Origin of the sequence: Pseudoblastomonas marina (genome assembly GCF_014641655.1) — a bacterium.
GTDB lineage: Bacteria > Pseudomonadota > Alphaproteobacteria > Sphingomonadales > Sphingomonadaceae > Alteriqipengyuania_A > Alteriqipengyuania_A marina.
Map to the genome: position 1 here is coordinate 2194538 of NZ_BMID01000001.1, position 13014 is coordinate 2207551.

The 13014-nt window shown below is 62.8% G+C and carries 8 protein-coding genes; 1 reads left to right on the plus strand and 7 read right to left on the minus strand.

From position 1 onward, the window contains the following. Positions 1-20: 20 nt before the first annotated feature. The 4 genes from IEW49_RS10730 to IEW49_RS10745 form a co-directional block, all read right to left on the minus strand. Entirely contained in the window at positions 21-3284 is a 3264-nt protein-coding gene (locus tag IEW49_RS10730) for an efflux RND transporter permease subunit (RefSeq protein WP_188643190.1), read from the minus strand. Positions 3285-3342: 58 nt separating this feature from the next. Beyond that, positions 3343-4506: an efflux RND transporter periplasmic adaptor subunit gene (locus tag IEW49_RS10735; RefSeq protein ID WP_188642646.1), complete on the minus strand. Its 1164-nt coding sequence runs from the start codon at positions 4504-4506 to the stop codon at positions 3343-3345. Positions 4507-4517: 11 nt separating this feature from the next. After that, complete coding sequence (locus tag IEW49_RS10740; protein ID WP_188642647.1) at positions 4518-5771, minus strand: TolC family protein; 1254 nt, start codon at positions 5769-5771, stop codon at positions 4518-4520. A 64-nt stretch (positions 5772-5835) separates the two neighbouring features. Beyond that, positions 5836-6174 carry a hypothetical protein gene (locus IEW49_RS10745; protein ID WP_188642648.1) on the minus strand — a complete coding sequence of 113 codons (339 nt, stop codon included), beginning with the start codon at positions 6172-6174 and terminating at the stop codon, positions 5836-5838. 236 nt (positions 6175-6410) lie between these two features. On the opposite strand from IEW49_RS10745, the gene IEW49_RS10750 reads away from it, so the two are divergent. Next, positions 6411-10127: an anti-phage protein Upx-like protein gene (locus IEW49_RS10750; protein WP_188642649.1), complete on the plus strand. Its 3717-nt coding sequence runs from the start codon at positions 6411-6413 to the stop codon at positions 10125-10127. 39 nt (positions 10128-10166) lie between these two features. Here the strand turns inward: IEW49_RS10750 and IEW49_RS10755 are convergent, their stop codons facing one another. Genes IEW49_RS10755 through IEW49_RS10765 form a run of 3 tightly spaced genes read right to left on the minus strand, consistent with a single transcriptional unit; the run spans position 10167 to position 12626 of the window. Further along, entirely contained in the window at positions 10167-10862 is a 696-nt protein-coding gene (locus tag IEW49_RS10755; RefSeq protein WP_188642650.1) for a nitroreductase family protein, read from the minus strand. Beyond that, positions 10849-11439, minus strand: coding sequence for a 7-cyano-7-deazaguanine synthase (locus tag IEW49_RS10760; protein ID WP_188642651.1), 591 nt, complete (start codon positions 11437-11439; stop codon positions 10849-10851). Before IEW49_RS10760 ends, IEW49_RS10755 begins: the two co-directional genes overlap by 14 nt. Next, positions 11436-12626 carry a PfkB family carbohydrate kinase gene (locus tag IEW49_RS10765; RefSeq protein ID WP_188642652.1) on the minus strand — a complete coding sequence of 397 codons (1191 nt, stop codon included), beginning with the start codon at positions 12624-12626 and terminating at the stop codon, positions 11436-11438. The genes IEW49_RS10760 and IEW49_RS10765 overlap by 4 nt, the downstream gene beginning before the upstream one ends. Between the last annotated feature and the right edge of the window lie 388 nt (positions 12627-13014).

The window sequence follows — 13014 nt, forward strand, 5'->3', positions numbered from 1 at the left end:
TATTCTCCTTTCCCGGACCATCATGCGATGTCCGTCAGTTCGCGCTGCTCGTCGCTGGTCACGTTTCGACGCAGGCGATCCCACCACTTCTCGCGCCAGCTGCGCTCATCGTCCGATCGATTGAGCACGAGCCGCGCGATCGCTGGCAGGACTAAGAGCGTGAGCGCAGTCGCGGTGATCAATCCGCCGATCACGACAGTGGCCAGCGGACGCTGGACTTCCGCGCCAGTGCCAGTCGCAAGGGCCATCGGCACGAAGCCGAGCGAGGCCACCAAGGCTGTCATCAGCACCGGTCGCAACCTCGCCAATGCGCCATCGGTGATCGCCTCATCGAGAGGCAGTCCCTTGTCGAGCCGCTGGCGTATCGCGGTCATCATCACGAGCCCGTTCAATACCGCGACACCCGATAGGGCGATGAAGCCCACGGCGGCGGACACCGAAAACGGCATCCCCCGGAAGGCAAGCGCGAAAACCCCGCCTGCCAGTGCCATCGGGATCGCGCTGAACACCGCCAGCGCTGGCACCCATCCGCCGAGCGCCATGAACAGGAGCAGCAACACCAGCGCGAAGCAGACCGGAACGACGAGGGCGAGCCTCGCCTGCGCGGCCTGGAGGTTCTGGTATTGCCCGCCCCATTCGATGAAGGAGGCAGCCGGCAGTTCGACGCTTTCGGAGACGCCTGCCCGGGCCTCCTCGACAAACGACCCGAGATCGCGTTCGCGCACGTTCGCCGACACGATCACCAATCGGCGACCCTGCTCCCGGCGAACCTCGGCGAGACCATCTACCACTTGGAAATCCGCCAGCGTGCGAAGCGGGACCGTGACCCCGCTTTCGAGGACTATGGGCAGAGCGCCGAGCTGATCGAAATCGTCCCGGGTCGCATCCTCGAGCCGCACGACGACATCGAAACGGCGGTCACCCTCGAATACCAGTCCCGCCGGGCGACCACCCAGCGCGATGGCCACGGATTGCGCGACCTCCTCCACGGTCAGACCGTAGCGGGCGATCGTCGGGCGATCGAAGGCGATGTCGAGCGTGGGAAAGCCAGTGACCTGCTGGACCTTGACGTCTGCAGCACCCTCGACACCGCGCAGCACCTCGGCCACTTCTCCGGCTGACCGGGTCAGCGCGGTCAGGTCGTCTCCGTAGAGCTTGACCGCCACGTCGCCGCGAACACCCGCAATCAGCTCGTTGAAGCGCAGTTCGATGGGTTGGCTGAACTCGTAGAGGTTGCCCACCAGACCGCTCAGCGACTCCTCCATCTGCGCGACGAGTTCGTCCTTCGACAGATCGGGATCGGGCCATTCCTCGAGCGGCTTCAAGATTACGTAGGCGTCGGACGCGTTGGGCGGCATCGGATCGCTCGCGACCTCGGCCGTGCCGGTGCGCGAGAAGACCAGCTCGACTTGCGGGAAGGTCTCGAGCCTGTCCTCCACCTGTCTCTGCATGGCGAGCGAGCGCTCGAGCGAGGTTGACGGTATCCGCAGCGACTGAACCGCGATGTCGCGTTCATCCAGCTGCGGTGTGAACTCGCTGCCGAGGAAGGTGAACACGAAAGCCGCTACGGCGAAGAGCCCGGCGCCCGCACCGATCACCGGCCAGGGACGTGCGATGGCGCGGCGCACCGCCGGGCCATAGCGTTCCTTCGCCATCCGAACGGGCTTGACCTCCTTCTCGGTCAGCTTGCGATTGAGGAGCACCGCGATCATCGCCGGCACGAAGGTCAGGGACAGCACGAAGGCGGAGGCGAGTGCCAGCATGACCGTGATGGCCATGGGCGAGAACGTCTTGCCCTCGACCCCCGTGAAGGTGAGAAGCGGCGCGTAGACCAAGAGGATGATCGCCTGACCGTAGACGGTCGGCTTGATCATCTCCTGTGCAGCCAGCCGTGTCTCCGTCAGTCGTTCGCCGAGGCTGAGCAATCTACCTTCGCGGTGCTGCCTTGCGGCGAGCCGCGCGACGCTGTTCTCAACGATTATGACTGCGCCATCGACGATTAGTCCGAAGTCCAGTGCCCCGAGGCTCATCAGGTTGCCCGAGACACCAAGCCTATTCATTCCCACCGCTGCCATCAGCATGGATATCGGAATGACCAATGCGGCGATGATCGCTGCCCGGATATTGCCGAGCATCAGGAACAAGACTGCGATCACCAGAAGCGCGCCCTCGACGAGGTTCTTCTCGACCGTGGCGATGGTCGCATCGACGAGCGACGAGCGGTTGTAGACGATCTCGGCGACCACTCCGGCAGGGAGCGAGGCGCGGACTTCTTCCAGTCGCTCGGCCGAGGCGGCAGCTACGGTGCGGCTGTTCTCGCCGCTGCGCATCAGGACCGTGCCAACGACCGCTTCCTCGCCATTGAGCGAGGCAGCACCGGTTCGCAGATCGCCGCCGATGCGCACCGAGGCGACATCCCCGATCCGGATCGGAACGCCCTCGCGGGTCGCGACCACCGCCTGTTCGATGTCCTGCGTGCCCCCAAGCCGCGCATCGACGCGGACGAGCAGAGCCTCTCCGGCACGATCGACAAAGTTGGCGCCTTCAGCGAGGTTCGCCGCTTCCAAGGCCTCGATCAGGGAGTCGAACGACAGGCCGTAGCCGGTGAGGCGAGCAGGATCGGGCTGGACCAGGAACTGCTTCTCATAGCCGCCGATCGAATCCACCCCGGCAACGCCGTCAATGGAGCGCATGAGCGGAGCGACGACCCAGTCCTGCACCGTGCGAAGATAGGCTGCCTTGGCGACCTCGGTGTCGAGGCGATCACCGCGTTCGGTGATGAAGCTCCCGTCCGACTGCCAGCCTATTCGACCACCCTTGGGCGCACCGCGACCTCCCGGATACTCGTATTCGATCGTATACATGAGCACCTCGCCCAGGCCGGTCGAGATCGGTCCCATCGTGGGCTCCGCTCCTTCCGGCAGCGACGCACCGATCGGGGCTAGCCGTTCGTTCACCTGCTGACGGGCGAAGTAGATGTCGGTGCCTTCTTCGAATATCGCGGTGACCTGGCTGAAGCCGTTACGCGAGATCGAGCGGGTCATCTCCAGGCCCTCGATCCCGGCAAGCCCGGTCTCGATGGGGAAGGTCACCTGCGTCTCCACCTGTGAGGGAGAGAGGGCAGGCGCGCTCGTGTTGATCTGCACCTGTGTGTTGGTGATGTCCGGCACCGCATCGATCGGAAGGCGCAAAAGGTTCATGGCGCCGTAGATGGCTGCGAAAACGGTGAGGACGATAACCGCCCAGCGGAACCGCACGGCGATGTCGAGGATGGCCCCGATCAAACCGTGTCGATGGCTGGCCGTATCGGTGTGGGTATCCACGGCGGGCGCGTTCTGAGTCTCAGTGACCATGGGTCGCGCCCTCCTTCCCGAGTTCGGCCTTGAGCAGGAAGGCGTTGGCGACAGCGATCCGCCATCCCTCCTGAAGACCGGAAAGGATCGTCACTTGACCAGCGGATCGTGTCCCGAGCTCCACGTCGCGAGCCTGGAAGCCGGTCTTCGTCCGGACGAAAACCACGTCGCGTCCTTCGACCACCTGGATAGCGTCTTCCGGCACCGCGATGCGGTCGCGGTCGATCTCGCCCGAAGGCCTGATGCGCGCCTGAAGAAAGGCGCCGGGCTGAAGCCCCGGCACGCCGCGCGACAATGACAGGACCGCGGTCGCACTGCGGCTCTCCGGATCGAGCGAAGGCGTCACCGAACGAACCCGGGCGCCGATTTCCCGACCGTCGCCGACCACCAGCACGGCCTCGTCTCCAGGTTGGATACGAGAGGCTTCGGCCGAAGGCAGCGCCACCTCGATCTGGAGACCATTGGGATCGACCACGCGGTAGAGTTCCTCGCCGGCCTCAACGAAGGCACCCAGCACGATCGGTGCCGCGGTGATCCTGCCAGCCAGGGGAGATGAGACTGACAGCGAACGCCCGTCGCCGCTGACGCCAGCGGCCGCTACCGCGGCCTGCGCCCGCTGAAGTTCCGAACGTGCCACGCTGAGATTGGCCCGTGCGGCTTCCAGATCCTGGCGGGCCGTGACATTCTCCTCGAACAGACGCCGTTCGCGTTCATAGGCGGCAGACAGCTCGGTCACCCGGGCCCGTGCCGCGCTGAGTTGCGAGGCGAGCGCGGCGGCATCCGCACTCTCGATGCGGGCGACGGTCTCGCCGCGCGCCACATAATCGCCCAGCGTCTTGCCGACGGAGCGGACGACCCCCGAGGCCCGGGCATCGATACGAGCTGAGGCTGTGGGGCTCGCCGCGACAGTCGCCGGGAAGACGAGCTCGACAGCGGCTCCAGACCGGACGGAGGCCAGCTCTATCCCGGCCTCGCTAAACTGCTCTTCGCTAAGCGTGATCACCCCTTCAGGTGTCTCGGTCGCAGCTTCTTCCTGCGGATGGTCATCCTCACCTGCATGGTCGTCGACCTCGGAGGTTGGCCAGAATATCAGCGCCATAGCGCCAACCGCGATGACGATACCGACGAGGATCGCCAGCTTTCTGCGTGTCATTGATATATCCTTCATTGTGCGGCCAGCCCGATCAGTTCGGCTGCGGCCAGGCCCCTCTGCTCGCGGGCGGCGATGAGCGCCTCGCGGATCGTGTCACGTGCCTCTGCGGCCGCGAGAACTTCGATCAGGGGAAAACGTCCGTTGCGATATCCGATGCGAACGAGGCGCAGCGCCTCCTCCGCCTGCGGGAGCGATGTCTGCGAAAGGGTCTCGACGCGCGCTTCGGCACCAAGATACCTTGCCCGGGCCGTGGCGACCGCCTGCTCGTAGTCTGCGAGAGCCACGGCTTCGCGGGCATTCGCCGCACGCAACCGAGCCTCGGCAGCGGCGATGCTACCCTGGTTCCGGTCGCGAAAAGGAAGGGGGATCGATACGCCGACGAGGAAGGCATTGTCGCCGCTTTCCCCGAAGCGCCGCACGCCCGCGGAGACCGTCGGATCGGGAATACGCAAACTTCGCTGCCGCTCGATCTCCGCCGCAGCAGCAGTGCTCTCGGCTCGCGCGACCCTGTAGGTGAGGCTTTCCTGCGCTTCGGACATAAGCGAAGCGGGCGGAACGATATCCGGAAATTGCGCCGGAACGAGCGGCGCTTCACCGCCGGCCCATAGAGTTGCGAGCGCTGTTCGAGCCGACAGGCTCTCCGCCTCTGCCTCAACCAGGCTAGCGCGCGCTTCGGCAAGGGCCGCATCCGCCCTCAATGCGCGCAGAGGCGGCTCACGGCCGACCTCCACAAGGACACCGGCAATGCGAGCCAGTTCCTCGTTACGCGCCACGACATCTTCGGCAAGTTCGACCCGCGCAGCCGCTGCAGCAGCTGCGAGATATCGCTCGCGCACCAGCTGTCCCAGCTCGACCGTGGTAAGGTCGGCCCTGAGAGATGCCAGTTCGGCCTGCGCTTCGGCCGCACCGATCCGCGCGGATCGCTTGCCGCCGAGTTCGAGACGCTGGCCGACGGAGAGCGTATATTCGGTAGACTGGAGACCCGAGAAAGCGCCGCTGCCGGCGACGTTCTCGACGTCGAACGAGACTTCGGGGTTCGGGCTCAAGCGAGCCTGATCGACAAGCGCGACCGCCGCGTCGGTTTCCGCGCGGGGTCCCACGAGGCGGGGGTTGGTGATGGCGGTATCGGCCTCATCGGCGACCCCGCTGAGTTCAAGGGCGTCGTCGAGCGTAACGACACGCGGGTCCTGCGCGCTGGCAGGTCCCGTGGACAGGGCGAGTATCAGCCCCCAGACGGGGGCTGCTCGCCACGATATGGCGAACATGGATGGGTATTCCTCTGGTGACGTTCAGTTAGCGTCGGAAAACAGGTCCGACGCGCGGCGAACGTCAGCCGCGAGGAGGGGGCGTCGCCAGTTCGGTCAGATTGGACGCGAACGAGGGCTGGTCGCCAGCGCGCAGGGCACTCATGACCGAGCTCAAGGCAAAGGCGTCTGGCGACCGCCCGACGGCCTGCGAAGCATGATGGCAATGGCCATGCGCACATGCGCCGTGCTTCTCCGGGCCACGGTCATCATCGCTGGGCTCGTCGTGCTGCTCGAGTTGGGATGCTACCGGAGGCTCTCCCGCGCATTCGGCCGCTTCCGCCACCGGAGCCCACAGGACACCGAATGCAGTGCACAGCGTGACGAGCTGCAGCAAAAGGGAACGGGCGAAGAGCCGGGTCATCGGTCATCCGTTAGCAGCAGGAGCATCGCTGCGAAAGAATAATCTTAAAAGACGAAATGTGATTTCATTACAGCGCGGTGGTCTAATCGTGCTGAGCAGCTCGAAATAGCTCAACCAATCCCAACTCATATTCTCGAGGCACTCATCTTGTCAGGACACGCGGAACATACCGTAGCCTTATTACCGAACGAGCAAGCCCAATTGCCTATCGCGACAAGCCCAGCCATCTACGTGGCATGGAACTGGAAGCAATGGCGACGGCGGGAGCGGTCCTCGACATCGAATCTCTGACGGCGACGCATGAGCGGCTGTGCCGACGGCTGCGCAAGCTCGATCGAAACGCAACCTGCGGCATGGTCGCAGGGCTCATGCTCGATCCCGGTCTTCAAGGCGGTATACTTCGACTGGAGGTGCTCGCCCACTTGGCGGCTGCGCATTGCGAAGGACACGAAGAACCCTCGGCTGCGCGGATGCGCGATTTCCTCAATGATGACCTCGCGCGCGGGGCCGTATGGCGTCTGGAGGATCCCTCCGAAGACGTCTTCGTCTCCAACATCACCACAGGGGCCGGCGACTTCCGCATCCTCGAAGGAACCTGGGAAGCGAACGCAGCCTATACCCAGAGCTGTCTCTCTGCGCTCAACAGCGCGATCGCAGATGGTCACGAATGGGCCCAGCACGGAATGCGTCAGGCAAACGCGTTGTTGGCAATTGGCGAGGCGGTAGCGGAGCGAGCAGGACTGCGACGCTACCAAGCTGGTGAGGGCAAGCCGCGCGACCGGTTTCGGTTCGATACCGCGAAGGCACTACGTGCATGCGCAGCAGTCACCTTCACCGAGGCGGAACTGCACGCGATCGAAGTGGAACCGTTCGACCTTCTCCCTTTCGACTTCTCGCGCGCCGATCCGCAGCTCTTGCGGAATGAAACCATCAACTGGACGAGCCTCGAGCGGCGGCCCGTCTCGCGGACGGAAGATGGCATCGTGGTGCTGCTTCCCACGGCAATTGGCGCGGCGGTCCGCCGCCGCGCACTGGAACTCGCGAGGGATAACCAAGCAAGGGATGCTTACGAAGGCCATCTAACCGAACATCAGTTCTTGGGGGCGGTAGGGGACGCGGTGCGCGCACTCGACCTGAGCCCTGCCGCTTCACCCTGGTCGGATGTCGATAGTCATTGCGTGGTCCAGTTATGCAGGTTCGATGCGGGAGCCTATTGTCAGGTCATATTCATCCCGGACCGCCCGGATGACGTAATCGCGGAAGGCTTCCGTTCGGTCCAAGACGTTTCAGCGCCTGTCCGAAGGCTGATCACGGAAGCTGCGGCAGAGTGCAGCGCGCGCGATGACTACTTGCGCGGCATGACCTTGCTGGTCTTCGGTGGACAGGGCCGCGGTGTGGTTGCCGATCACGGAAGGCCTCCAGACGGCTGGCAGATCGTGGGACTGGGTTACGACGACCTCTCGCTCCTAGCATCCGCCGGTGAGATCGATGCATTGCGCATTTTCAGGATTCTCGAGCAGGAGGATCAACTCGCACGGCGAGGCATCCAGCTGTTCAACCCGAATGGGTTCATGAACCTCTACGGCATGGTCGAAGAGCAGGATTTCACGCTTTTGCCCGAACAGGTCGATCACTCGGCGCCATCCATGATCCAGATGGGAACCGATCATCTCAACAAGCTGCGCATCCGGATTCGGCAGGCGCTCGACAAGCATAGCGTCGCGCGTCCTTCGAGAGGCTATCGGGCGGAGGTGCAGCGCCCTTCCGCGTTGCCCTTGTTCGAGGCGGCCAGCACCGAAAGCGCGTTCGTGAGCGTTGACGATCTGCGTCATGGCCACCCTGCAGTCGCAATAGAGGGCAGCAGGACAACGTGGTGGCTGACGGTAGAGGCCAGTGACCCAATCACTGCCGGATCGCTCCCCTTTCGAGTATGGGACATGGCACAGAACTGGCTCATCCCGCTTGCGCCAGAACTCGAAATCCATTTGGGTGAAGAATTGCCGGGACATGTCGAGGTAGTCCTGACATTCGGACGGATTGATGAGCAGGAACTGCTGGCAGAGGAAGGAAAAATCGAGCCGCCCAATGTCTCCCTTGGCGGCGGGACGATCCGGATCTCCTGTGCTGAACCCTATCTTCGTTCTTTCGGCCAACCGGGTAATCAGGGCGACCGATGGATGGTGCGGGCGATCGCCTCGGGTGCCGCCGGCCTTGCAAATCAGGACCCGGTTGCGTGCGCTGATGCGATGGAACGCGAGATAGTCAAGGATGACGCAGCGCGCCATCTTCACCTGTTCAACGCTGCGACGACCACGCAGATGGTGATCGCGAGTGCCGTCCATCATCCGCTTCGGAAGGTGCAACCGGAGGTCCGGGCGTGGGCCGAAGTCGGATTGGCCAGCGTCGGGGCCGACGACGAAACGAATGTAGTTCGCGGCCTCGAAGCAACCAAGTTCCTCGCTGGTTTGGTGGACGATCTATGGGCCAGTATCCGAACGAGGCTTAAAGACCTGGACAGGGCCAACGTCATCGAGATGGCGCTTCGCAATCATCATGCTGTGGACAAGGACAGGAACCGATGGCGAACGACGGCTGCGGCGGTTCTCTCGCTCCATCCCCCCGAAGAGGGTGTCCGGGTCGCCATCAACCTTGAAAGCGAGCGAGCCGAAGCGGGACTGTGCTCACGGGTTCTGGCTGAAATGGCGTTGTGCACCTCGCCTACGGAGCATGGGCGCGAGTGCTCCGTCTACGACTTTGATCAGATGATGGCGGAAATCTCCTTGATGAATGCGATCGCCTCCCGAAGTGACGAGATCCACCATGGCTTCGCTTCCGAACTCGCGGTGATGCCGAATGGCACCCTCCGCTTCGAAAACGATTTCGCCGAACAAGTTCATACCCCTTACCTGCGAGCGTCCTCCCAAGAGCAATTCGAGGCCGCTGCTGGCGATTACGCTGATATCTATCGACGTGCCGAACCATTGGAGCGGGAAGAGTATGAGGAAAAGAGGGATGCGGCATTCGATGCAGCGTTCCTGGCCGAATACGGCGTCGATCCCTTGGGCATGACCGACATCGTGTCGTTCGTAGGTCTGATCGCACTCGAACGAGGCGGAGATATCGTGCGGATGTGTCGTTCCGAACTGATCCAGCTAGCCAAGGACAGGCTCGAAATCGATCGAGATGGAATTGAGGCTCTTCTCGATGCATGGTCGCTGCGACCTCGGTCCAAGTGGGACGAGAAGAAGCCCGAGGGCGCAACCGCGAGGGACTGGTGGCCGTGGCGCCATGCGCGGCGCCTCAGCCTTCTGGCGCGGCCGATCATAAATCTCGACGGTAGAGACGATCCCGAACTTGTGCTGTCTCCAATCCTCCTGGACCATGCCCTGACCTACGCTCTGCGTGCGCATTCGGGCGGACTGCCTGTCGACTTCTATCGCAGTGATGAGATGCGGAGCTGGATAGGCTCGGTCATTGACGAGAGGGGGCACGCGTTCAACCAAAAGGTCAGAGACGACCTTGAAGCAATGGGACTGGTGGCAATCGCCGAGGTCGATATGGCGCGACTGGGAGGCACGAAGCGAAACGGCGACGTCGATGTGCTGGCTTGGCGACCCGCTGACGGCCGCGTCTTCGCCATAGAATGCAAACGCCTCCGCGCCGACCGGACGGTCGGCGAAATCGCCGAACGCCTCTCGGAATATTCACCGAGGCCGGCGGAGGATGCAAAAAGAGGGCCGACGGTCAAGCACACGGACCGCATTGCGGTGTTGAGGGATCATCTCGAAGACCTAGCGAAAGTCACCGGCCTGGAGACCGGGGATATCTCTCTGGTATCCGCGCTCGTCACATCGTCATTGGTCCCGATGCAATTCAATGCCGCCTTGGGGCAGGCCTTCGACATTATCACATCGGTCGCGGATCTCTCGCCCTTCGTCGCTTCTCAACACTGACGGTGAAACCGGCTCGCCATTGGGCGGATAGCCCGCTTCCTAATGCCCTTCGCCAATCTTGTCGGTTGTCCCGGCAGAGCCGATGTGGATTGCACCGCCCGCCAGGTATTCGGTGGGGAAACCAGCCGCCGCGACGATGTCTCTTCCGTTTCGCCCAACCGGCGACGCTTCGAGACCCAGCGCGGTTGCGATCATCGTGATGATACCGAGAAGTGCACCAGCGTCCCGCCAGAACAACGATTCCCAATGTCGGTAACACGCTTCGTAGCGCCGACGATCACCAATGAATTGAAGGGTGATCCCGTGCTTTGAGCTCAAAATCTCGTTTATCTCGTTCCGATTGAGCGAGACGGCGCCTTCGAAAGAGGAGGAGCTCCGAAGTTCGTGTGCTTCAGGATCGTATAATCCGCACCAAGGCGAGCCGTCGACGGGCAGACAGGCGATGCCGAGTGAGTGGAGCCCCCCTGCGGACGGGGCCGCGCGGCTCTCCCACTCGCCGAACCTCGAATTATGATTCCGTTCTCGAAGCAGCATGGCATGCCACAGAACGGAGGACAGTTCGCGCTCGCTGACAGAACCTCCCAGCGCGGAGCGGCGCCGAGCTAATATCTCGAAGAAACCGTCAGAACCGGTCAGAATCCGTCGGGTCAGGGGGATGACGCGCTCGAACGCCGGCCAAGATCTCGTCGGAGCTGCTACGCCCGCGATCGGTCGAGGCTCGTCAAAGATCCCCATACACGTTCGCGATCACTTCCGCGTTCTTGTAGCAACCTCTGCAGTCGCCGCAGGCCAGTTCGCCCGTGTGACAGGAATGCGCCCATGCCAGGACGGAGCGCGGAACCTTCGACTTCAAGATCAGCTCTTCGGTGGACATTCCGATCGCGGGCGCTGTCACGTTCAGTCCTCCTTCTTGCCCGGACATCAACCGGTTTAGGTCTTCGAAGAACCGGGGAAGGCCATCGGCATGCGAACCGTCGCCTCGAACTGCTCCGAATATCAGCTCCGTTACGCCCAATTGAACGGCTTTCATGCCGGCCAAAGTTGCCAGCAGCTGATTTCGGAATGGCCACCATTCGGGAACCGGCGCCAGTTGGTGCGGCGCTCCGCCCGCCATGTCGCCCGAGCCAAGCTCGGGACATCTCGCGTCGATGACCGTATGCCCGATGCCGAGTTCCTCGCATACCTGACGCGAGGTTCGCGTTTCGGCGATCGCTGCAAGCTGTCCGTAATCGACGGTGATGGCTTGCTCGGGCCTCAGCCACCAAGCAAGCGCAATCGAATCCATGCCGCCCGAGAGAAGCAGTCCCTTCATGCCAGCGCCCAGATCGAATGGTAGATGGCGGTCACGAGATCCGATACGATCAGGCACCCGCTGCCCTCTGGCATCTTGGCATCCTCGTCGCGCATGTTCTGGGCTAGGCAGATGACGGGCTTGCCTTTCGCCACCGCATATCCGACCTCGAATATCGTCCCTGGATCTGAACCGCTGAGGACTGCCAACACCACATCGGCTTGGTCCAGTCCCTCGAGGTCTCGCAGCGCGACCTCCTGCGCCGTTCCCAAGCCAACATCGTGCAACGGCGAGAATACGCTAACGCCCATGTCGAGCAGACGCTGCCTGACCTCTTCGACGAGCCAGAGGTCAGCCAGAGTGAAGAACGGTGCTGCGATGTAAACCCGTCCGCTCGTAGGTGTGACCGGCGAGAGGTCCAGCGCCGCGAGTTCCTTCTTCGCGGGGATCGGCAATGAGCGGGTCGATGCATATACGGATACCGACCTCGAAGCGAGATCGGCAGCTTCCGCGGGTTCCAGGCCATCGCATGCCCAGAACTTTGTGAAAGCAGCCGAGAAGACATCCCCGGTGCCCAGCTTCCATACCGTGTCGCTGCGGTAGGCAGGAACCCGGGTTCGCGAAGTTCGCGTCGCGACTATCGCTCCATGACCGCCAAGCTTGAGAACCACGATGCTGGCATCCTGCTTCTCGATCAATGCTTCGACCATGCGTTCGGGCTCGGTCTCGTTCGTCAGCCGCCTAGCCTCGAAAGCGTTGAGGATGAGGGCGAGCTCGTCTGCCGTGGATCCATTCTCGTGGAACGGCCGGGGATCGAAGGCCGATTGCGGGTCGTAAACTGCCCGGCGGGCTGCCACCCTCGCATCCCCTTCGAGCATGCCGAACCGTAGAACGACGTCGCCGCTGACTTCGATCGGTGGGTAAACGCTAATGGAATCGGGCCGAGGTGCGATCCTGGGCTCATCGAGAGAATGGATATATCGAAAACTCACCGCATCCCGGACCTCGGGGCCTTCGATCGGGAAACCATAGATGGCCGACAGGTTTTCCAGCCCATCTGCCAACGCCGATGACCGATAGGTGACGAGCTTCAGATCATCGCACCAGCCCGAAAGCGCGGCTGCCGCGCGGCCACCCGACCCGTAAACATCGTTCCAGAACGGTTCGAGGCATTCCTCGGCGTAAACACCGCCGACGACAGCGGTCATTTCGGTTCTATCCTCAGGGCAATGAGGGCGCCCGTCTTCTGGACGACCGTCGCCTTGTAGATGTGTCCGGTGCCAATGCACTGGATGATCTTCAGGTGACCGGGGTGTGTGAGCGAGCCTGCAGCTTGTCCGCCCGCGGTGCTGACCACCAAGCGATTACCGGAGGGAGTATTCTGAAGATCCACCTCAAGCACATCGCCGACCTTCAAGCCCGAAACGACGGCTGGGACCGGACTGGAGAGAGGCGCGGTCTGGACGAAGATGCAGTCGTCAGCATCGGAGCCCCCACCCGCTCCGGATCCGCTACCAGGTGAGCCACCGCTGCCGATCGAATTGCGATTGTGATCCGTTCCCGAATCCGGCCCTCTTCCAGACATTATACTTCTCC

Coding starts and splice junctions, on each gene's coding strand:
- IEW49_RS10740 (WP_188642647.1), bottom strand. CDS start 5,771: ATGTTCGCCATATCGTGGCGAGCAGCCCCCGTCTGGGGGCTGATACTC.
- IEW49_RS10760 (WP_188642651.1), bottom strand. CDS start 11,439: ATGAAGGGACTGCTTCTCTCGGGCGGCATGGATTCGATTGCGCTTGCT.
- IEW49_RS10745 (WP_188642648.1), bottom strand. CDS start 6,174: ATGACCCGGCTCTTCGCCCGTTCCCTTTTGCTGCAGCTCGTCACGCTG.
- IEW49_RS10755 (WP_188642650.1), bottom strand. CDS start 10,862: ATGGGGATCTTTGACGAGCCTCGACCGATCGCGGGCGTAGCAGCTCCG.
- IEW49_RS10750 (WP_188642649.1), top strand. CDS start 6,411: ATGGAACTGGAAGCAATGGCGACGGCGGGAGCGGTCCTCGACATCGAA.
- IEW49_RS10735 (WP_188642646.1), bottom strand. CDS start 4,506: ATGACACGCAGAAAGCTGGCGATCCTCGTCGGTATCGTCATCGCGGTT.
- IEW49_RS10765 (WP_188642652.1), bottom strand. CDS start 12,626: ATGACCGCTGTCGTCGGCGGTGTTTACGCCGAGGAATGCCTCGAACCG.